This window comes from Peribacillus sp. QJM3NY_7, assembly GCF_056173225.1.
The window spans coordinates 1,442,907-1,465,268 of record NZ_CM149663.1 but is presented as its reverse complement, the minus strand read 5'-3'; the positions used below and the strand labels follow the sequence as shown (position 1 = coordinate 1,465,268).

20 protein-coding genes and 1 pseudogene are annotated in these 22,362 nt (G+C 41.1%); 7 read left to right on the top strand and 14 right to left on the bottom strand.

Features of this window, described 5'->3' with window-relative positions:
• Positions 1–70: 70 nt before the first annotated feature.
• Genes AC0VX1_RS07115 through AC0VX1_RS07105 form a run of 3 tightly spaced genes read right to left on the bottom strand, consistent with a single transcriptional unit; the run spans position 71 to position 3,292 of the window.
• Positions 71–2,038, bottom strand: coding sequence for a DUF6449 domain-containing protein (locus tag AC0VX1_RS07115; RefSeq protein ID WP_475470551.1), 1,968 nt, complete (start codon positions 2,036–2,038; stop codon positions 71–73).
• Positions 2,013–2,912 carry an ABC transporter ATP-binding protein gene (locus AC0VX1_RS07110; protein WP_475470549.1) on the bottom strand — a complete coding sequence of 300 codons (900 nt, stop codon included), beginning with the start codon at positions 2,910–2,912 and terminating at the stop codon, positions 2,013–2,015. The genes AC0VX1_RS07115 and AC0VX1_RS07110 overlap by 26 nt, the downstream gene beginning before the upstream one ends.
• Entirely contained in the window at positions 2,909–3,292 is a 384-nt protein-coding gene (locus AC0VX1_RS07105; RefSeq protein WP_413010668.1) for a GntR family transcriptional regulator, read from the bottom strand. Before AC0VX1_RS07105 ends, AC0VX1_RS07110 begins: the two co-directional genes overlap by 4 nt.
• A gap of 179 nt (positions 3,293–3,471) precedes the next feature.
• On the opposite strand from AC0VX1_RS07105, the gene AC0VX1_RS07100 reads away from it, so the two are divergent.
• Positions 3,472–3,888 (top strand): organic hydroperoxide resistance protein, encoded by a 417-nt coding sequence (locus tag AC0VX1_RS07100; RefSeq protein ID WP_106027726.1) that lies wholly within the window; start codon positions 3,472–3,474, stop codon positions 3,886–3,888.
• Between the two features lie 53 nt (positions 3,889–3,941).
• Here the strand turns inward: AC0VX1_RS07100 and AC0VX1_RS07095 are convergent, their stop codons facing one another.
• Positions 3,942–5,258 (bottom strand): MFS transporter, encoded by a 1,317-nt coding sequence (locus tag AC0VX1_RS07095; RefSeq protein WP_413022114.1) that lies wholly within the window; start codon positions 5,256–5,258, stop codon positions 3,942–3,944.
• A 177-nt stretch (positions 5,259–5,435) separates the two neighbouring features.
• Between AC0VX1_RS07095 and AC0VX1_RS07090 the strand changes: the two genes are divergently transcribed.
• From AC0VX1_RS07090 to yidC, 4 genes are all read left to right on the top strand, one after another.
• Positions 5,436–6,257 (top strand): glycerophosphodiester phosphodiesterase, encoded by an 822-nt coding sequence (locus AC0VX1_RS07090; protein WP_475470546.1) that lies wholly within the window; start codon positions 5,436–5,438, stop codon positions 6,255–6,257.
• 177 nt (positions 6,258–6,434) lie between these two features.
• Positions 6,435–7,783 (top strand): IS3 family transposase gene (locus tag AC0VX1_RS07085; protein ID WP_475470544.1). Its coding sequence is split into 2 segments (ribosomal slippage): positions 6,435–6,894 and positions 6,894–7,783, totalling 1,350 coding nucleotides; the frame shifts between segments, so codons are not numbered across the junction.
• Between the two features lie 1,197 nt (positions 7,784–8,980).
• On the top strand, positions 8,981–9,268 hold the full coding sequence (locus AC0VX1_RS07080; protein ID WP_034314256.1) for a hypothetical protein: 288 nt from the start codon (positions 8,981–8,983) through the stop codon (positions 9,266–9,268).
• A 28-nt stretch (positions 9,269–9,296) separates the two neighbouring features.
• Positions 9,297–10,082: a membrane protein insertase YidC gene (gene yidC, locus AC0VX1_RS07075; RefSeq protein ID WP_413010672.1), complete on the top strand. Its 786-nt coding sequence runs from the start codon at positions 9,297–9,299 to the stop codon at positions 10,080–10,082.
• A gap of 84 nt (positions 10,083–10,166) precedes the next feature.
• Here yidC and cphA read toward each other — a convergent pair whose 3' ends face one another.
• Together cphA and AC0VX1_RS07065 are read right to left on the bottom strand one after the other, a co-directional pair.
• Entirely contained in the window at positions 10,167–12,788 is a 2,622-nt protein-coding gene (gene cphA / locus AC0VX1_RS07070) for a cyanophycin synthetase (RefSeq protein WP_413022115.1), read from the bottom strand.
• Positions 12,785–13,597: a cyanophycinase gene (locus AC0VX1_RS07065; RefSeq protein WP_475470541.1), complete on the bottom strand. Its 813-nt coding sequence runs from the start codon at positions 13,595–13,597 to the stop codon at positions 12,785–12,787. Before AC0VX1_RS07065 ends, cphA begins: the two co-directional genes overlap by 4 nt.
• 183 nt (positions 13,598–13,780) lie before the next feature.
• On the opposite strand from AC0VX1_RS07065, the gene AC0VX1_RS07060 reads away from it, so the two are divergent.
• The gene (locus AC0VX1_RS07060; RefSeq protein WP_057278966.1) at positions 13,781–14,203 is read left to right on the top strand and encodes a pyridoxamine 5'-phosphate oxidase family protein; all 423 of its coding nucleotides are present in this window, start codon (positions 13,781–13,783) and stop codon (positions 14,201–14,203) included.
• 519 nt (positions 14,204–14,722) lie between these two features.
• Positions 14,723–14,935 (top strand): annotated as a pseudogene (locus AC0VX1_RS07055) (transposase); the annotation flags it as partial.
• A gap of 142 nt (positions 14,936–15,077) precedes the next feature.
• On the opposite strand, the gene AC0VX1_RS07050 reads toward AC0VX1_RS07055, so the two are convergent.
• The 8 genes from AC0VX1_RS07050 to AC0VX1_RS07015 all read right to left on the bottom strand — a co-directional run bounded on the left by AC0VX1_RS07050 (position 15,078) and on the right by AC0VX1_RS07015 (position 22,294).
• On the bottom strand, positions 15,078–16,124 hold the full coding sequence (locus AC0VX1_RS07050; RefSeq protein ID WP_413022117.1) for a M42 family metallopeptidase: 1,047 nt from the start codon (positions 16,122–16,124) through the stop codon (positions 15,078–15,080).
• Between the two features lie 92 nt (positions 16,125–16,216).
• Positions 16,217–16,354, bottom strand: coding sequence for a hypothetical protein (locus AC0VX1_RS07045; RefSeq protein WP_156319562.1), 138 nt, complete (start codon positions 16,352–16,354; stop codon positions 16,217–16,219).
• A gap of 32 nt (positions 16,355–16,386) precedes the next feature.
• Positions 16,387–16,575, bottom strand: coding sequence for a hypothetical protein (locus AC0VX1_RS07040; RefSeq protein ID WP_034314269.1), 189 nt, complete (start codon positions 16,573–16,575; stop codon positions 16,387–16,389).
• A 104-nt stretch (positions 16,576–16,679) separates the two neighbouring features.
• Entirely contained in the window at positions 16,680–18,443 is a 1,764-nt protein-coding gene (opp4A, locus tag AC0VX1_RS07035; RefSeq protein WP_475470538.1) for an oligopeptide ABC transporter substrate-binding protein, read from the bottom strand.
• Between the two features lie 18 nt (positions 18,444–18,461).
• Positions 18,462–19,361 (bottom strand): ABC transporter permease, encoded by a 900-nt coding sequence (locus tag AC0VX1_RS07030; protein WP_057279040.1) that lies wholly within the window; start codon positions 19,359–19,361, stop codon positions 18,462–18,464.
• Between the two features lie 22 nt (positions 19,362–19,383).
• Positions 19,384–20,349, bottom strand: a complete 966-nt coding sequence (opp4B, locus tag AC0VX1_RS07025; protein ID WP_057278962.1) for an oligopeptide ABC transporter permease — start codon at positions 20,347–20,349, stop codon at positions 19,384–19,386.
• A gap of 15 nt (positions 20,350–20,364) precedes the next feature.
• Positions 20,365–21,291 (bottom strand): ABC transporter ATP-binding protein, encoded by a 927-nt coding sequence (locus AC0VX1_RS07020; protein ID WP_475470535.1) that lies wholly within the window; start codon positions 21,289–21,291, stop codon positions 20,365–20,367.
• Entirely contained in the window at positions 21,269–22,294 is a 1,026-nt protein-coding gene (locus tag AC0VX1_RS07015; RefSeq protein WP_475470533.1) for an ABC transporter ATP-binding protein, read from the bottom strand. The genes AC0VX1_RS07020 and AC0VX1_RS07015 overlap by 23 nt, the downstream gene beginning before the upstream one ends.
• Positions 22,295–22,362 lie beyond the last annotated feature (68 nt).

Here is a 22,362-nt window from a genome sequence, read left to right as displayed (position 1 = left end):
GCAATGCAAAAGGATGCCGCCCATATCGGGCGGCATCCTTTCCTTTATATGTACATGCGAAATATTCACGTTATTTTTCATTAAAATGATCCAAAATGAAATCGGGAACATGTTCGCCAGAAAAACTCTTGATGTCCACATCTCTGCTTTCTTTATAATAAAAGGCAGCTGAATACTCCCCGCTCCAATCAATTTGGGCATTATCAATCGCTGTCTCGATTTCAGAAGCGGTCTTAATTTTCAAGCGATTTGGCTGTTGTTCAATCTGCTGTGCAAGTTCACTTTCAGAATTCGTGTGATAAATTTTCGAATCGGACTTCGCAACCAGGATATAAGAAATATCATCAGCCATTAACCGCGCTTGTTCCGATTGTCCGGTACTTACCATCCATTCTGAAAACTTAGGATATGAAGAATTCCAATACATATAAATGGTTTTGTTATTATTCAAAAGAATCTCTATGGAGGCATAATCACCAAAAGAAGAAGTCATTTGTGCGAACGATTGATTATTCAGGTCCTCCGACAATGCCTTCACTGCAGCTTCCAGCTGTTGACGGTCCGTGATCGTTATGGATTTGTCCACTTGGCCGCTCGCCGTTATCTTGATTTTAGAAACATCTTGAGCAGAAACATTCAATACCTGATTAACCATTTTTTTATATTCATTAGACTCATATATTTTCGCCAATAGTGGCATGTATGAATCGTAATTCTGCAAATGATACTCTCTTGCTAACCGTTTTCCATTCTTGAGTTCATACATCAGAAATACGGATTGACCATCATTCCATTCACCAATGGAAACCTTTTTACCCTTATCGATGATTTCCTGATGCAATAACCTGATCGCTTCAATATTTTCCTTCTCTTTAAGATAATTGGAAGCATTATTCGACGTGTCATCGCCTTCAAAAAATATAGGAGATTCACCAATATAAATTTGGCTAATCATCTTTTCATCAGGAATCTTGGTCTTATACTGAAAGGGATCTATTTTTATAATGAGTGCCAGCACAATGACAGCCGCTATAAACGCTACATAACCTTTCAGGTTGACCCGTATTCGCCAAGTCTTTTGCAGGACGATTTCCCCTAAATAATATCCAAGCAAAGAACCGACGGCATATCCAAAAAAAATCCACCCAGGTTCGCCTGTCGTTTCGCTAAAATAAAGCCCTGTAAACAGCATCATGCATAATGTCAGGCCGATTTTAAACACTGGCTTAATCTTCGGGTAAACAAATGCCTGCGACACATGCTCCAGCTTTCTCCTCTCATAGAGAAAAAGAGAGCTGATCAGAAATAGAAAGGTTAATATACTATAAATTAATGTATTAATAGAGAAGAAAGTGATTTTTTCCATCTCCGTTGCTGCTAATAATGGGGAGATGCCATTCATATTGGCACTTAGATAATACTCTGCAGAAAATCCTGTTATCAAAAATTTCACATTAGCTGCAAACAAAACAAAAAGCCCCACCGGCAAAGTAAGAAAAATATAGGTCAGCACTCCTTGAAAGGCTGATAATCCCGTAACCATTCCAAGTAAAACGGCAACGGAAAAAATCAAAGCTTCCAAAATAAATGTTGTCCCCATCCAAGACCATATATCCGTCATGGTATATAGCCGTTCTATATCAATTGCCGAGTGAAATAATATCAATATTGAACCTGTAAGTAAAATCGGCAAACCCATGAAGCCAATTCCCGTTCCAATCATATGAGCGTAGATGCTGCGTCTCGTAATCGGTAAACTATGAATGAAGTCTGAGGCTTGTTTCATTTGTAAAAACCGAAAAAGGAAGATGGCAAGTAATACTGGAATAACGATGACCAAGACAAACTGTATCATCTGCTGACAGAAAAAAAGGTTTTCGAATTCCACATATTCATTGTTCCCATTCAAGATAATCGCTAACATTTCCAGAGGCAGCGCAAATATGAGGCCTACAAGATATAGAAAACCAATCCAGCCAGTACTTCTGAAAATATAGATAATCAGTTCCCTATTAAACCAGGTTATTCTGGATGACATAACCGATATCCCCCATTTCATAAATGAATATCTCCTCAAGAGTAAGGGGGAGAATATCTAATATTTCCGGCTGAAACTGATTAAAATGCGATTTAATCATGGCTTCACTACCTTTAACGATACAAACGATTACGCTGCCGCGTCTTTCCTTGTTAAGGATTTGAATTCCGCGGTATAAACCATGGGGAATTTTGTGCTTAAAGGCAATTTGCACTTTATGTACATCAGCTTTCAAGTCATTCAAAACCTTTTGGATAACAAGCTCACCCTTATGCAAAATCCCTACATGATCGGCTAAATCTTCAATTTCCCGGAGATTATGGGACGATAGTAAAATCGTCATATCCCTTTCCGAAACATCCTGAATCAACAACTGTCTCACATTTTTTCGCATGACCGGATCTAATCCATCAAACGGTTCATCCAATATTAGAACTTCCGGCATCGTCGAGAGTGCTAGCCAAAAAGCAACCTGTCTCTGCATCCCCTTCGATAGTTTATGTATTTTATTTTGGACGGGTATCGGGAATACTTCCTGTAATTGATAGAAACGTTCTTGATTCCACTCGCTATAAATATGGCTATAAAAACCTGCCATTTGCGTGATCGTATAGTTAGCCAGGAAATAAGGCGTGTCAGGAAGGAAGAAACAACGATTTTTCACTTCACGGTTTTCAAACACATATGATCCATCAATAAGAACTTCACCTGCATCCTGTATCAGGTTGCCTGAAAGCATTTTTAATAGAGTCGTTTTTCCCGCCCCATTTGAACCTAATAACCCGAATATGGAGCCTTTTGGTATAACCAAGGTGACGTTTTTGATTGCTTCTTTTCCTTCATATAATTTACTCACCTGTTTTATTTCAATCATGAATCCCCCCCCTTTGCCAATGGACTGATTTCCTTTATTATTCTATAAATTTCACTTTTATCGATTCCGATGTACAGAGCTTCAGCGAGTACCTTTGAAAGCTCGTTTCTGATCTCTTCTTCTTTCAATGAATTTTTGAAGGATCTAGGAGGTGCCACGAAATTCCCTTTGCCTGGTAAGGTATATATAAACCCGTCAGACTCTAGCTGCTTGTAAGCTTTCTGGATCGTATTTGGATTGATGGTCAATTCCTGAGCCAATATTCGGATGGATGGTAGCTGATTATGTTCCTGTAAAACTTCATTGATCATTAGTTCCTTTAACTTATCCATCAATTGCTCATATACCGGCTTTCCACTTTGAACATCCAATTCAAACATCATGAACCCTCCCTGCAATGGGTGTATTACATCTCCTAATACAGTACATTATAAAACAATATCTTCCAATTTAAAACCAATTTAATACCATTTCCAAACAATACTCGCTTTCATTTTGTTTAACAAGACTTACAGCAGGGAAGTAATGATAGTAAGAATGAATAAAGGAGTTGTTTTCATTGAAACCATTATATACAGCTACAGTTACCGTACACGGTGGTCGTGAAGGACATATTAAATCAGAGGACGGGATTCTGGATTTCGATGTGAGGTCACCGAAGGAATTAGGTGGTTCCGGTGAGCGCGCCACAAACCCTGAACAGTTATTCGCAGCCGGTTACGCGGCATGTTTTGACAGTGCCTTGAATCTTGTACTGCAAAAAGAAAAGAAAAAGGCCGATACGTCCGTGACGGCAAATGTAACGATCGGTAAAGATGAGGAAGACGGCGGTTTTAAATTGGCTGTAAGGTTGGATGTTTCGATTCCCGACCTAAGCAGGGAAGAAGCCGAAGAGTTCGCCAAAAAAGCACACATGACCTGCCCCTATTCAAAAGCAACACGCGGAAACGTCGATGTCACCTTGATTTTGGTATAACGTTTAAGCAAGGGACTGGATACGGCATTAAGGCCGGCTCCAGTCCCTTTTTCTTATTTCACTTCTTCCAATCCCTTCAGTTTCAAAAGAAAGCCAAGACCTATTATCGCCATGATGATTAATGACCCTAGTGCCATCCTGCTCGCCAATGTACCGAGGTCGTGGAATATCAACGTTATCGTTCCATATAATAGCGGACCGATTATTGAAGAGACTTTTCCAGAGAATGCAAATAATCCAAAAAATTGCCCCCTCTTCTCATCCGGAGTCAATTCAATGATATAGGTCCGTGATGTCACCCACATCGAACCTAGCGAAATTCCGAACATACTCCCTGCAACCCAGAACCAAAGGGCGGTTTGTGCGAAGACCGCTATAAATAAAGCGACCAAGAGCAGAACCCCCACATACGTCACAGCCAGCCGCGGTCCCTTCGACTGTGTGATGTATCCAAACAGAAACGATCCGGCAATGCTCGATACTGTCGATACCAGGTATAGCAAAATGAATCCGCTGGAGGAAAATCCAACAACAGTCTTGGCATATACGGCCATCATGCCGATAGTGGTCGCAATTGCATCATTTAAAAAGAAATAGGCAATCATGAATGTAAAAACCGATCGGTAGGAGCGCATCTCTTTAAATGTTGATTTAATTTCCTTATAACCTGATAAAAAAGGTTCTTTCGCTTTTTGCTGTTTTGGAGATTCTTTTAAAAAAAAGAATAAGGGAAGGGAAAAAACCAGAAATAAAATGGCCGTGGGTATGAAGGCTTCATGTGAACTCCCTTTACTTATGAATGGATAGATTGACAGTCCCACTAACGTTCCAAGGTAGCCTACCGCCACGCCAAACCCTGATATTAGCGGCAATTGCTGTTTCGTGCCTAAATCACTCATCATCGTATCATAGAAAACCAGACTCGAATGATAGAAAAACTTTGCTATCACAAATAAAAGAATGACGATCGCCAAGGAAACGGGAATGCCCAGAACCTTTCCATCCAATGGCGTCCCCCCGAATACCCCCATTAAAAATGTACATAAAACGGAAATGAGTGTAAAAACCATAATGTATTTTTTCATTTTTCCCGTTCGATCGATCATGACACCGAACAGCGGGGAAAACAAAACGAGAAACAAACTGGCAATCGCATTAGCGTAGGAGATGAAGGTACTCGCAATCTGATCAAGAACGGCATTTTCCCCAATCTGTTCCTGGAGGAAGAATGGAAAGAAAATCGTATTGATATTAGAAGAAAAAATCGTATTGGCAAAATCGTAAAACGCCCAAGAGAGAATGGGAAGGGAAAAATATAAACCAAAATTCCCCTTCCATTTTTTAGACTTCGGTTTCACCTGCAATTCCATCTGCTTTCCCTCCTTATTGATACTTAAATTATATGTATTCCATACCTTTCCAATAAATCCTTTAAGTCGGATTATAACATTGTGTAAAACATGATTTTTTCCTGCCTAACATGTAATATTATGAAATGAGACTGTCCTGCTAATTTTTAATCATTATGCCTGATAGGAGTGTGAAAGATGACCGCATTTTTTCTTATTATCGTGATAACCATGCTTGTCCTGTTCGCTCTCTACGCTAAAGGATCAAAAAGTGATTTCCCTGAAAGCTTAATAAAGCAGCATTCCCCCATTAAAATTGGACATCGAGGTGCATCTGGATATTGCCCCGAGAATACAATGGCATCTTATAAAAAAGCCATTGAATTGGGTGCTGATTTCCTGGAAGTGGATATCCACCTCAGTAAAGATGATGTCCTTGTGGTTCATCATGATCCCACCTTGGATCGAACCACAAACGGCAAAGGGAACCTCCGTGATTACACGGCAGCCGAATTAAAGGAACTGGATGCAGGAAGCTGGTATCATTCTCGCTATAAAAACGAAAGGATACCTTTACTAAGTGAGGTATTGGAGAATTTCGGGTCTGAGGTCGGAATTTTAATCGAATTGAAACATCCCTCTGCTTATCCCGGCATAGAAGAGAAACTTGCCGAAGAATTAGGTAAATTCCAAGAATGTTCAACAAGTAAAAATATGATAATGGTTCATTCGTTCGATATGGAATCCATGAAAAGGTTTCATCAATTAATGCCGGACATACAAGTGGGCGTTTTGATAAAACGGCGAATCAATGACCAAAAAATAAAAGAGATTGCCGAGTTCGCATCATTTTTGAATCCAAAACAAACGATTTTGAGTACGAAGCTGCAAAGGCGAATCCAAAAGCACGGGATGAAAGTATTTACATGGACCGTCAACAATAAAAAACAAATACATATGTTCAAAATGATGCAGGTAGATGGGATCATTTCCGATTTTCCAGATTATTTTTTGGATTGAAACTTTGAATGATAAGTGATAACTAGTTCTTTACACGGTTTAGGGTGAGACCATTCCGAATCCCTTTTAAAATTCCCTTTGAAATTTTGATTAAAGGTTAAGAACAAAAGACTGTAGGCAAAAATGAACTGCCCCGTAAATGTTAGACACCAAACTAACATTTACGGGGTGTTTTTTATGGCTAATTTTTCTACCGAACAGAAAATATTCATTACACGACTTTACCTTGAAGGTGAGCACAGCTATATGGATCTTCAAAAAATATTTGAAGTTTCGTATCAAATGATTCAAGGATGGGTTCGTTTATACCAAATTCAAGGAGCCGATGGATTTAAGAAATCCTATACAAGTTATTCTACGGAGTTTAAAATGGATGTACTTAATTATATGAATAAAACGGGTATATCTTCTTACGACGCAGCCGCAAGGTTTAATATTTCATCTCCAGCGCTAATTCGGACGTGGAGAATACATGTTAATGCCTATGGATTAGATGCCCTAATTTCTAAGAAAAAGGGGAGACCATCCATGAAAAAAGATATCAATCCATCCAAACAAATTGAAGGTTCGGTTAAAGAGCTTGAAGAACGAATTAAACAACTAGAAATGGAGAATGCGTATTTAAAAAAGTTAAATACTTTAGTTCAAATGCAGGAAAAATTACAACCCAAATCAAAGCGCAAGTAATTTATGAACTAAAGTCCATTTATGAGGTTGTGGCCTTAATTAAAGTCGCTGATATTCCACGTAGCACGTACTATTATCGGGAAAAACGCTTGAATCGAGAAGATAAGTATTCGAAGGTAAAAGCCACTATTCAGTCTATCTATCATGAACATAAAGGACGTTACGGTTATCGTCGTATCACAAAAGAGTTAAAAAAATATGGATTTTCTCACAATCCAAAGACCATCAACCGACTCATGAATGAAATGGGCGTAAAATGTTTAGTCCGTATGAAAAAGTATCGTTCGTATAAGGGGCGTGTTGGTCGAATTGCCCCCCATATTTTACAACGTGATTTTCAAGCCGAGAAAATGAATCAAAAATGGGTAACAGACGTAACGGAATTTCATTTATTTGGGGAGAAACGTTACCTATCCCCTATCCTTGATTTATGTAATGGTGAAATTATTGCCTACAAAGTGATGAAACGCCCTGTTTATAAACTTGTTGGAGATATGTTAGATGAGGCGATTAAACACCTAAAACCAGAAGATACAGTCATCCTCCTTTCGGATCAAGGGTGGCATTATCAAATGAAGAAGTATCAAAAAACCTTAAAAGATTCCCGCATTATACAAAGCATGTCCCGTAAGGGGAATTGTTTAGATAACGCAGTCATTGAAAACTTTTTTGGCTTGTTAAAGTCTGAATTGCTTTATCTCCAAGAGTTTGAAAGTATGGAGCACTTTGAAAAGGAATTAGATGATTATATTCATTACTATAACCACAAACGAATGAAGGTAAAATTAAAAGACCTGAGTCCGATAGAATACCGAACTCAGGTCTTAGAAGCTGCTTAAATTATATGTCTAACTTTATTGGGTCAGATCAAAACATAGTTGATTGGAGCGGGTGTGCGAGACTCCTGCGGGAATAGCGGGTCCAAGGGATACCCCACAGGCGCAAGTGCGCCGAGTCCGGACCGACCGCGGAAAGCGAGTGCCTTACGTTCCAATCAACGTCCAAATTTGTACAAGCAAAAAAATGCAGACAATCGGCAATTCGGATTGTTTTTTGTTTTTTAATAAGGCTCTTTTCGTAAAGATTGTTGTTTTTAAAACGAAACTATTTAAGGTTGATTGGAGCGGAAGTGCGAGACTCCTGCGGGAGCAGCGGGACAGGTGAGACCCCACAGGCGTTTACGCCGAGGAGGCTCACCGCCCGCACCAAGGAAAGCGAGCATCTGGAGGGGAAATCAACAACACCTCACTACCTGGTAAATAGCAACAAAGTATGTGAAAACAGCCTTTAATAACAATGAAAGTATTGTATTTCATGCGCGTCCGTCCCATAATAGGCCCATCGCTGTTGACTTCGTCTCCAACGATAACCTGCCACTGAATTATATCCGACATATGTTGGGTAAAACCAAAATGAACGGCCATTCTTAAGCCAAATATACGTATATTTGTATAAGCACCCTTTCATTGACCCAGTGTCCATTGCCTTATACATTCCTTGAAGTTGTGGAGTGAATAATGGCGGAGCTATATGAGGCGGTCCTCCTCCGTGCGGCGGCCGAGGCGGTGGCTGGCCCCCTCCGTAGGACGGACCAGGCGGGCCAGGAGGAGTCCTTACATCCATCATCTGATTCTCTAATGGATATGCCCCTTCCATGAAATGATTGCCCATATTTCAGAGATGTGCATTTCGTTCATTACCGTTATGGTCGTTCTATTGATTGAATGAATCGTAGGGTTTCATACCTTTTCACCTCATAATTTGAACGTCCATTTATCCGTATGTAGACGAATGACCATTTGTGCAACCTTTGCTCTGAACGGTCTCGAATTTGATTTCCATTTGATCTATTTTTGAAATTGATGCATCAGAAAATATTCCCTGTTTTTTTTTTGAAAAAACCCCTATATTTTTTAGCTTTCTTGCCCTAGAATTGATATAGTGTTGGTAATGATTTAAATGTGGTCAAAAGTAATATCAGGCCCTAAATCATTTTTGGACAAATTTTCTTATCTTAGAAAAAACGAGGGATTCCTATGTGGGAATTATTATTAGAATTCGATTATCAAACCGTTCGCCATGCGGTATGGGCAGGTTACTTATTTACCTTTGTCTTTCCACTGGCCGCGTTTTACTTCTTAAATAAAAAGCAATCGCTCTTGAATGACAAATATCAAGCTTCCGTTCATACAGATAAAAGTAAATCCCCTGTTCATACAGGCAGCACCTTTGACTGGCGCGGTGCACAGCGCTTTTTCACCTTTATCCGGCAAAAAGATTCACCAGATGATTCCGATGAGCCAAGCCTCCTTCTAGTTGTTTAAACATTAACAATTCGAGGAGGAATTTATATTGAAGAAGAAAAACATGTTTTTAATTGCCGTCCTATTTTTGGCAACGACCCTTTTGACTGGTTGCTCAGCAGCAACGAGCGGACCATTTCATACTGCATTGGTTAACCCTATGACAAAAATGCTGGAATTCAATGCTGGTTTATTTAATGGCAACTATGGTTTAAGCATCATCATGATGACATTTTTGATTCGCCTTGTTTTGCTACCTCTGACTGCCAAACAATACAAAACACAGCTTAGCATGAAGACGAAGATGAATGGGTTGAAACCGGAAATGACAGCAATCCAGCAGAAAATCAAAGAGACGAAAGATCCTGCTAAACAAAAGGCCCTTCAGCAGGAAATGATGCAGCTTTACCAAAAACATGGAGTCAATCCTTTAAACATGGGCTGCCTGCCGCTCTTAATTCAAATGCCGATCCTAATGGGCTTTTATTATGCGATTCAAGGTTCCCATGAAATTGCGACCCATAGTTTCCTTTGGTACAGCCTAGGTCAGCCGAATATTGCCATGGCGATAATCGCTGGTGTCATTTATTACTTCCAATCGGTCATTTCCGTGAGACAAATGCCGGAAGAACAGCAGAAACAAATGAAGATGATGAGCTTGCTCTCACCAGCAATGATTTTATTCATTTCTTTCTCTGCTCCTGCTGCATTGCCACTATATTGGTCAATCGGTGGTATATTCATGATTGTTCAGTCATTCGTGCTTCAGCGAATATATAAAAAAGACCGTGCCGCTGTCCCAGCTGCAAATGAAACGGTCATGAAAAAAAGCTAATCCACTTGGATTAGCTTTTTTCTTACATTCATTTTCCACTTACGCTGGAAAGTGAAGCGATTTCCTGGGTGAGATCACTTTGTTTTATTTCTTCGGCAACGGATTTGTAGAAACCTTTTCGAAAAATCTCTCTACATATTCGAAATCCGTGTAAAAGAACAATAATAGGTCACCCGGTTGTGATTTCTCCCAGGCTTTTATGAATGCGTCCAATTCATTAGGTTCGATGAATGTCCGATCTTTTTGTAACCCAGCTTCTACCGCAGCATCCTGAAGCAGCCCGGCTACTTCTAACGGCTCCCTCCCCCGCAAATCATCGTCTTCTTTAATGATGAACAGATCGGAATTAATGGCCGCTACCTTGGAGAGTCTGATAAGTTCTTCATCAATACGATCCCCCGGCCCTGCCAAAACAGTGATAAGATGATTTTTGTTATAGGCACTGACCGTTTCGAATATGGCCTTCAATCCCGCTTCATTATGAGCATAGTCGATGATGATCGTGCGCTCTTTTAACTTTTTCAAATTGAACCGTCCTTTGGACAAATTCGTATCAGGCATAAATGTGGCAGCCTTCCTTCTTAGTTCTTCCATGGAAATGCCTTGTGTTTCGGCTGCGGCTAACGCCTGAAGTAAATTGGCGATATTATGACGTGCCATGCCGGAAATCGTAATTGGAACCATGGTGCAATCCATAAATGGATGGATGACTCCATCAGCTGAATGACAAATGACGCCGTTTTCATTGACGTACCAAACTTTACATCCCTTATCTATCGCAGCTTTCACGTGAGGCTGGGTGGCATCTGTAGAGGTGTAAATGACCTCCCCATCTGTATAAGCGTTCATGGCAGCTACATTCGGATCATCTGCATTCAGTACACAATAGCCTGTTTTCATTACGACTTCAGCTACCAGCCTCTTTAATTTAATGAGATCATCCAATGTATCGATTCCATCACGGCCGAGGTGATCCTCACTTACATTGGTGATGATCCCCACATCACATTTACGAAAAGCAAGACCTTCACGCAGAATCCCGCCCCGGGCCGTTTCCAATACGGCAATATCGACTTCAGGATGGGCCAATACCATTCTTGCACTGACAGGGCCACTGCAGTCACCGTGATCCAATACCTCATCGCCGATATATACTCCATCAGAATTTGTCATCCCAACTTTTGTTTTTTCATTAGTAAGAAAATAATGAATCAATCTGGTTGTTGTCGTCTTGCCATTTGTTCCGGTCACTGCAATGATCGGTATAGCCCCCTCTTCCCTGGTCGGAAATAAATAATCGACAATGGCTTTGCCTACATCCCTTTTTTTCCCTTCACTCGGATAATGATGCATTCGAATTCCCGGTGCAGCATTCACTTCAATAATTGCAGTCTTTGAATGTTCGATCGGTTTTGATATATCCTCACAAATAAAATCTATTCCGGCGATATCCAAACCGATCGCTTTCGCAGCTGCAACAGCCATATTCTTAATGGTCGGATGAACCTGGTCCGTTACATCGATTGCCTTTCCGCCAGTCGAAAGATTTGCATTGCCGACAACTTGAACCAATTCACCTTGATTCGGAATCGTATCGAGCGTCCGATTCGATTTTTCCAAGTAACACGTCACGGTATGTGTAAGTGGGATTTTTGACATCGGCTTTTCATGACCTTCTCCCCGCAAATCATTACAATTTTCCTTTTCTATCAAACTGCGTATCGTTTCCTTGCCATTGCCAATAACATAAGGTGGAAGCCTCAAACTGGCGGCGATAAGTTCTCCATTAACTATCAGTAACCGATAATCATGTCCTTCAATATGCCGTTCGATAATATACTTCTCCACATGCAGCTCCAAACAATTGATTACATTGAATAGCTCATCCTTATTTTTGATATGGGTGATGACACCCTGACCCTGTCTCCCATTATACGGTTTTATGACCAGCGGAAAACCCAGCCTGTCCGCCGAGGTAAAGATATCTTCAATGGAATGGGCAACTTCCCCTTCAGGTACAGGGAGGCCACATCCTCTTAAAATGGATTTGGTCAATGCTTTGTCACATGAATTCTCAACCGCAATATTCGAAGTCTGGCTAGAGATTGTCGCCTGGACATACTTCTGCCTTGCACCTGTTCCTAAACGCAATAAGCTTTCATCACCCATTCGCTCGACAGGGATATCTTTTGCTTGCGCTGCCTTAAAAATGGCTTCGGTACTTGGCCCCAGCTTATTTTTATAATATAACTGCTCTATTTGTTTTACATAAGATTGTACATTTATAAGTTTTTCACCATTCAGGATGGCCTCCGCGATATCTTTTGCTGCTAAAAAAGCTTGAAGACCTGAGTAAGGCTCCTGATAGTCAAAGGTAACATAATAAAAACCCTTCTTTTCCATCATTATCGTTTTTCCCCGAATGGCTTCGATTCCGGCCAAGTTTTGAAGCTCAATCGTCATATGCTCCAATATATGTCCCATCCATGTTCCTTTTCTCAGCCTTTCGGCGAATCCGCCTCGATACCCTTTTGAACATGTATGGCTTCCCAAGTTCGGGAGCACCTTTAACAATTTTTCATTGAATCCAGGTATTGAATCAGATGGTTTCTGTTCCAGTTCCCCTATATCCAATTCAATGCAAATCGTAGGTGTATAAGCAAAATAATTAGGTCCTTTTAAATAACGGACTCGATTGATCTTCATTGTTGGATCCCCTTTTTCATCAACAATTTCCTTTTAAGCAGGTCAAAACGGTATCCCCTGGTTAGTGCATGAAGGTTGAAACCCGAAAGAGTCAACTCTTCACTGCCATTATCAGAAGATGTGATATTGATATAATCACTGGTGCTGCCATCAAGAACCAATACTTGATGTTGGCCGACTACTTCAAAATGACCGTCTTTAACTAAAACTGCTGTATTTTCATCAATGCCAATACCCATAATTTCTTTTTTCCCTGCTATTGCACTTAACAGACGATCAAAACGGCCACGCTGGGAAAAGTGTTGATCGATTATCAGTCCGTCCAGGAAGCCGAAACCTACGCCAATTTCAACCTTTAACTTATTGTCATTCAGCATCGTGTCAGCTGCAACGATCATATACTTACCTAAAATCGAAGCACCAGCACTTGTCCCTGCTATTACCATTCCTTCATGCCAGGCTTTAGAAAGGGCATCGTGGAACTTTGTTTTTCCAATCAGTTCAGACAATCGGCTTTGGTTTCCCCCTGAAATGAAGATGGCGGAAAAAGATGCAAGCTGTTCACAAATTGCCGGATCGTCTGCATCCTGCCTTGAATCCAGCTTGATCACTTCCACCCTGTCCACACCTAAATCCCTGAAAATCTTGATATACTCTGTACTCACTTCCTCAGGAATTTCACTCGCTGTAGGCAATATTCCTATTCCGCCTTCGCTATGGGTTGCAAGCTCGACAAATTTATTTAATACTTCACCTTCAAGGCACTTATCCTCTGCCCCGCCAATGATAAGTAATTCACCACAATTCATTCATCATACTCACCTTTACAAATGGATTCACATCATGAAATTGCTCTAAACAGAACACATAATGACTAGTATGGCAACTTCTTTCAGTATTCATTCATAAAAATGGCAAACTGCATAATTTTGTTTAACTTAATGAAAAAAGAGGAAAAGTAATAGAGTAAAAAATAAAAGGAGTGTATAAAAATGAGCCAAAACCAAATAAAAGAAAAAGTATTGAACATCATCCGTGATCATAAAATAGGAGTTTTATCTTCAGTTGAAAACAACAAACCACATTCACGCTATATGACATTTTTTAACGATGAATTAACTTTATACACACCAACGAGCGGAAAGACGGAAAAAATCGATGAAATTGCAAAGAACCCTAATGTTCATATCCTGATCGGCTATGATAATGAAGGATTGGGCGATTCTTACCTGGAAATCTCAGGTACCTCGAAAATAAACGAATCACAGGAACTGAAAGATAAATTATGGAATGAATCCTTTGAAAAGTGGTTCGAAGGTCCGAAAGATCCAAATTATTTAATTCTGCAAATTAAGCCGGAGAGCATACGGTTGATGAACAACAATGGTGAACCTCCACAAGAATTATCATTATAAATCTTTATTTTTTGTACTTACGCCAATTGACGAGTATTACGCTCAAACTCACGAGTAAACGGCCAAAATTCACGAGTAAAACACCAAAACTCACGAGTATTTGATCGAAATTCACGAGTATTACTCCAAATCACAAGTAAATGACCGAAATTCACGTGCATTTCACTAACTCAGTTACTATACTAAAAATAGCGCTATAAAACAGTTAAAAGCCCGCACATGAGTGCGGGCTTCAGACTGTAGACAAACTCGATGAAAATCGAGTTTGTCTATTTTTATGGCTTGTACAATTTGGACGTTGATTGGAACGTAGGGCACTCGCTTTCCGCGGGCGGTCGGAGAGCCTCCTCGGCTTTTGCCTGCGGGGTCTCCCCTAGACGCGCTTTTCCCGCAGGAGTCTCGTACCTTCCGTTCCATTCAACTTTGTTTTACCTTTTAGATAGAACACTTTTGCCTGGAGTCATTTTTGTTTTAAAATAGAAGTATTAAAACTTGAGGTGATGAGGATGCTTTCTAAACGAAGAAGCAGATCATCTGCGTCATCATCAAGATGTAATACCTATATATGCAAAACGTAAAGAAACGATAGAGCGTGTATTCGCAGACGCAAAAGAAAAGCATGGTATGCGTTGGACTACTTTAAGGGGACTTAAAAAATTCGATGCTTATTTTCGCTGCCATTAATTTAAAGAAGATGGCCAATTGACATGGCGAGGTCCAAAAATGGCCTAACATAGTGTGCTCGTAGAGCCCCAATCTCTTAACTTTAGGCGAAAATTCAAAGGGAATTTCAAAGTGGTTCAGAATTTTTTAATTCCGAACCCCTTTTGTCTACAAACTGAAGCCCGCACAAGAGTGCGGGCTTTTCTCATGATTATACCAACTCTGATTGGATATAATGCAAAATCAGATTGGCTGTATGCTTTAATGAAGAGACATGTGTCCGCTCGAAGGCATGTGATGCATCGATTCCCGGTCCGATCAGGCCATGGACGACATCATATCCTGCCCGGATGGCAGCGGAAGCGTCCGATCCGTAAAATGGATAAATATCGACGCGGTAGTCGACGGCATTTGCTTGGGCAAGTGAGACCAGATGCTGACGCAGTTTATAATGATAAGGACCCGAGGAGTCTTTTGCGCAAATGGAAACGCTGAATTCATCCGTCGTTTGTCCATCACCGATCGCGCCCATATCGACAGCAAGATATTCGACTGTTTTCTCAGGGATATTGGAATTTCCGCCATAGCCGATTTCTTCATTGTTGGAAATCAGGAAATGGGTCGTATATGCCAATTTTATCTTTCCTCTGGAAATGAGGTCAATGATATGAAGGAGGATGCCCACGCTAGCTTTATCATCTAAATGCCTTGATTTCAAAAAGCCTGTATCCGTCACTTCCACTCTCGGTTCAAAGGAGACAAAATCTCCAACAGAAATGCCAATGGCCTCGGTTTCCGCTTTGGTTTTCACGACAGCATCTATCCGGACCTCTATTGTCTCATCATCACGCTTCGCATCGCCGGCATTTTTATATACGTGGACAGAGGTCTGGTTGATTAAAATGGTCCCGGTGATAATGGCTCCGTCAGCAGTATGGATTTTACAATATTCCCCTTCCACCGAGTTCCAGCGGAATCCGCCGATCATCGTCAATTTAAGGCGGCCATTCGCTTTGATTTCCTTTACCATGGCCCCCAGTGTATCGACATGGGCAGTCAGCAAGCGATGTTTGTTATCATCTTCGCCTTTTAATGTAGCAAGCAGTGCCCCTTTATTAGTGATGTTATATGAAACCTTCCTCTGCTCCATGAAATCGGCCGCGTATTTAATGGCTTGCTCAGTATAGCCGGAGGGGCTGGGTATGGACACCAATTCTTTTATGTAAGATACGATTTCTTTTTCTTCGATCACGCTCATGCATATCTCTCCTTTCCTCTTTGTTCATTATATCTTTTCATGGCAACTTTTAACATATTAAAAGACCGCCAAAAGGCGGCCCTTTAATAGATTTAACTCATAAAAGCCATGACAGGCAAGATGGCCATAGCTAATGTTGCAATTCCATATAACGCTAAATTCTCCATATTCACTCTTCTTTTCCACTTATCGCGCCATACCTTGTATCTGTCCATATCTTCGTTTCTCATAAAAAAACCTCCTTCATGATGAAAGTTCAACTTCACTTCAATTGTCTTTGTTTGTTGGACATTTCCTTCATATATTCCAAGAAGGCAATTCTCTTTTCGTCTGGATAGGCTACAATGTCTGCAATGATTTCCTCTTCGAGAGGTTTCAGTAAACGGCCAACCGATTCAGTAAACAATATTTCTAACTCTCTCTTTGTTTCATTAGGATTTCTCACTTCCATCAATATCACCCTTCCAATTACTTCTATTATCTATATAACCTTTATCCACTCCATTGAAACGCAAAAAATCGACCGCCATAAAGGCAGCCGATAGTCAGCTTAAATTATTTCGTTACCCCAACATTATGCCATTGATATTGACGGCCTGCGAGATAATCGTAACCTGTAACGCGTTCATTCACTCCAGCCAATTGATAACGGAATAATGTCGGAATGACCGGAACCTCTTCATGAATCAATTCTTGCCACTCATTATACGTATCGATTCGATATTGATCATCGAAGGCTTCCTCTGAAATCCCTTTAGCAAGAAGCTCATCATTTTTTTCACTCACCCAGCGGGTATAGTTAAATTCTGCAGACCTGGACCATATTCCTGATGGATCCGGATCTGAAGCGACGCCCCATGCTGCTGAATAAACATCAACTTCGTCATTATCCTTTTTCAGGAGGTCGTAGAATGAATTGAACTCATGCAGCCTTCCATCCTGCAATTCGACGTCCAACCCTACTTGTTCCCATTGCTGGATATAATATCTTGCCAGTGGCTCAGAAACATCGGAACCGCTCATGGAAGCAAAGTTGATTTTGAACTCTTTTCCATCAGCATCTTCACGAATGCCATCATTATTCGTATCTACAAACCCTGCTTCATCCAAAAGTTCCTTAGCCTTTTCAGGATTATATTCATATGGTTTTACATCTTTGTTATTATATTTAAAGTTCGGTGTAATGACAGAGTTGGCAGGGAAGCGAAGGCCCTTGTACATCTTTTCGCCAACTTCTTCATTATTGATGGCATATGCCATCGCCTGACGAAGGCGTTTGTCCCCGAATTTCGGATTCTCATCCATAACATTTTCTTCTTTTTCCTTATCATAGTAGCCGAAATTGAATCCAATATAGGAATAGGCCAATTCAACTTTCCCCAATAATTCGACATTATCCAATTCCTTGGCCTGATCATATTGTTCAGCCAAGACCTCCGCTACATCGAGGTCACCATTTTCAAGTGACTTGACGACAACAGACGGATTCACCACTTTCAATGTGATACTGTCCAATTTAGGTGCACCGCGGTAATAATCTTTATTCGCTTCAAATTCCACCGCTTCCCCTTGAACGATTTTCTTCACTTTGAATGGTCCAAACCCAATCGGATTTTTACGGATTTTATCCGAAGATTCCAACTCTGCAATCGGAACATCTTTTAAGTATTCTTTATGAAGCGGGTATGTCCATAATCCAGTCGTGACGGAAGGATTCGCTTTTTTGAATGTGAATATGATTTTTTTGCCGTCGACTTTAATGCCTGAAATCTTATCCGCTTTCCCTTCATGATACTCTTCCATACCCTCGATTAAAGCCATTTGCTCATCATAGCGGACACCTTTGTAATCTTTGCTTCCCATGACAAGATATGCATATTCCAAATCAGCACCTGTCACAGGCTTTCCATCTTGCCAATTTACATTATCCTTAATCGTCAGCGTAACCGTTTTATGATCGTCTGAAATCTCATATGAAGCGGCACCTTCATTCGTATATACATAGTTTTCGTCTGTATCCAATAAATCCTCATCAAAGAATGTAATAACTTGGTTATCGGGTTCGCCTTGATAGAAAACCTTGTTTAATATCCCTTCAAACGGAGTATCGGATACCAAACCATATGTCAAATGGCCGCCCTTAATCGGCTCTCCTTGATTTGTCGTCTTTGTCGGGAATTTAGAAGTATCGACCTGTTCGACATCTTTCCCTTTTTTCTCTTTCGTTGACGATTTCTCCGTATCATTCGAACATGCAGCAAGCAGTAGAGACGAAATGGCCAATGCACTTAATACCTTACTGTAGCTTTTGATTTTCATATCCTACACTCCCCTTTTTTATCCTCTTCTTTGTCTTGCATCGGCGGCGCGTTTTAACGCTTGACCAACGAAATTTATACTCAGCATCAACACTAGAATCATGAGTGATGCGGGTACCCATATCCACCACTTGTTTTCCAGAACATCTGGATTTCGAGCATAACTGATGAGCGTCCCTAAACTCGGGGTGCTCTCCGGAAGGCCGAACCCTAAGAAAGTCAAACTGGATTCTAAGCCAATATTGCCTGCAAGGTTCAAAATGAAGTTGACGATGATCAATGAACTGACATTGGGCAGAAGCTGAAACAGGATGATTTTCCAATGTGGCGTCCCAAGTGTCTGTGAGGCGTGGATATAATCCAGCTCACGCTCAGACAAAGCCTTTGAACGAATCAGCCTTGCCTTTCCTGTCCATAAAAACATCGTCATGATTAAAATGAAAACATATACATTGAAGATCGGCACAATCGTGACCACAACGATGATGAACATCAATTGCGGCAGGGCAATCACGAAATCGATGACACGCATGATCACATTATCGGTTGCCCCGCCGAAGTAGCCCGCCAGAAGCCCTAATGATAAACCGATGATAGCCGTGAATAATGTAATGAATAAACTGATCGTGAATGAATTTCTGGTACCTATTATCAGTTGGCCGAATACATCCCGGCCGCCATAATCGGTTCCAAGCCAATAGTCTGAGGATGGTTCCAAATAAATGGAAAGAAAATCGACCTTGGCTATTTCTTTGGCGTCCATGAAAAACGACGCACCGTAAACAAAAAGCAATATGGCTGCTAATATAATCAATGAGCCCATGGCAAGCTTGTCTTTCTTGATTTCCTGCCAGATGATCTTGATACCTGAAGGGCTCACATCATTAACTTGTATGTTCTTACCGGTTTCCACTTTCATTTCCATACGACTCACCCCGCTCCTATTCTATCCGTATGCGCGGATCGACCGCACTAAGTATGATGTCCGAAAGAAGGGTGCCAAGCAGAGTGGCAAATCCCGTCATCATGACGATGGCCGTGACAACACTGAAGTCCCGCAGACTGACTGAACTAAGGAAAAGCTGCCCAAGTCCCGGATAACTGAAAATGGTCTCGATTATGACCGCGCCGCCGACCAATCCAGTAATTTCATAACCTAAGAATGCCGCTATCGGTAAAAAGGAATTTCTCAGGATATGCCGTGAATACACTTTTGATTCGGGCACTCCCTTCGAACGCGCTGTCCTTACGAAATCCTTGATCTTATTATCGATGATTTCATTTCGCAAATATTGGATCGTACTTGTTGTTGCAATTAAAGCTGTACTTAACGCTGGTAAAATTAAATGATTGATCTTACTTAAAACATAGGCGAATGTTCCTTCATCCACTTTTGAATCGACACTGCCTCCAGACGGGAACCAATCAAGGGCAAATCCGAAAACGAATAACATGATTAAAGCAAAAATGAAAATTGGCGTGCCAAACCCTAAATAGCTATAACCCGTAACGGTTTTATCCACCCAGGTATCGTTATACCTTCCGCTAAGTATGCCTAATGGTATCGCAAGCATATATGTAAAGATCAGCGTGACCAACGCGAGGAACACCGTATTCCAAAGCCTGTCTTCGATCACATCCATAACGGGCGTCTTATGTGTATAGGAAACACCGAAATCCCCCTGTACTGCATTGGATGCCCACCTTAGATATTGTTGGTACCAAGGATCATTCAAACCCAGCTCTTCCCTGATCCTATCAAGCTCGGCTGGATTGGCCCTAGGGTTGATTTCTTGGCCGGACAGTGCATCTCCCGGCATTGCTTTTGCCATCATGAAAACGATGATGCTCAATAAAAAGAGCTGCGGGATCATTACTAATAATCGTCTTAGGATAAATTTCCACATATTCCTTCCACCTCCTTATTGTAATGCGACTCTATGTGTCGATGAGATTGGCTTCAAATCGTAAGCACGTCCATTCTCATCGAAATATTTTGAGTAGGTAGACTCATATTCCGAGGTGAGTTTTTTTCTAAGCTGCACTTTATCTTCGCGGACTTCCGGCTCTAAATCAGGGATGGCGGCAATCAGGCGCTTCGTGTATATATGTTGGGGGTTTTCATAGATTTCCTCGCTTTTGCCTTCCTCTACCAATCTACCTTGATACATAACACCCATCCGGTCACACATATGCCGGATTACACCTAAATCATGCCCGACAAATAAATAAGTCAAATTGAACTCCTGTTGGAGATCCTGAAGAAAATTCAATACTTGTGCCTGAACGGAAACATCCAGTGCTGACACCGGTTCATCCGCAATGATCAGTTTAGGTTTCAATGTCAATGATCGGGCAATCCCGATTCGCTGGCGCTGCCCCCCAGAAAATTCATGAGGATACTTGTGAATCGATTCCGGACTCAGTCCGACTTTGTCCAAGAAATCCTGTACGATTTTCTTTTCCTCTGAAGGGGATAACCGTTCGAAGTTCCTCAGCGGTTCGGCAATGATGTCAAGTACCCTCTTCTTCGGATTCAATGATGAATACGGGTCTTGGAAAATCATTTGGATATCTTTTCTGAACGGTTTAATTTCTCTTCTGCTTAAAGATGCTAAATCCCTGCCTTCAAACAGGATTTGTCCGGATGTCACCTCATTCAGTTTGACCACTGCCTTGCCTGTCGTGGACTTGCCGCTTCCGGATTCCCCGACCAAACCATATGTTTCCCCTTGCTGCAACTCAAAGGAAACACCGTCAACTGCCTTTACGTGATCGACCACCCTTCGAAAAAAACCGCCCCTTATTGGAAAATGCACTTTTAGATTATCTAACTTTAGTAATGTCATGAGCCGATGCATCTCCTTCAGCTTGAAAATAGAATGCTTTATAGCAGGTACAGCGGACAAAATGACCGTTGCCCACTTCGTGAAGCCGGGGTGTCTCTTCATGCGCATGTTTTGGTATCCATGGAATCCTATCTTGGAAGCGGCATCCAATCCGATCCATTTTGGCTATCGATGGAACGATTCCCTCGATAACATGCAAACGGTTTTTCTCGTTTGCGGCCGAAGGAATCGAATTCAATAATGACCTTGTATATGGATGCAGCGGATTGTTGAATATCTCTTTAACACTTCCCGTTTCCACTACCTGACCTGCATACATGACAACGATCCTGTCAGCGACCTCAGCTACGACGCTAAGATCATGTGTAATTAAGATGATCCCCATTTTCGTCCTGCTTTGGATATCTTTCAGCAGATCAAGTATTTGCGCTTGGATCGTAACATCCAATGCCGTCGTGGGTTCATCGGCGATGACCAGTGCAGGGTTGCAAGCAATGGCAATCGAGATCATTGCCCTTTGCCGCATTCCGCCCGAGAGCTCATGCGGATATTGCTTGTACGTCCGTTCAGGGTATGGAATTCCCACTTGTGTCAAAAGTTCGATCGTCCTGTTCTTTTTTTCAGCACTGGAGAGTTCAGTATGGTAATCAAGATTCTCCTCGATCTGTTTTCCGATGGTCATGAGCGGGTTCAAAGCCGTTAAAGGTTCCTGGAATATCATACCCAATTCCTTACCACGGACTTTATTCATTTGTACATCATTCAACTTAAGGAGATTTTGGCTATTATAATGGATGTTTCCTTCGGATTTCGTTCTTTGCTTATTATGTAATTGCATGATGGATAAGGCCAATGCACTCTTTCCACACCCTGATTCTCCAACAACTGCTACAATTTCATTTTCATTCACCGTAAACGAAACATCATCCACCGCTGCATGATATTTGTTACCGATTCGGAATGAGGTAGTTAGGTTTTCTATTTGCAAAATAGCTTTCTTCATCCTTGCTCCCCCTAAACTATTTTATCGGGAAAATAATTAATCTTCTGATAATTATTTAAAATTTTAAT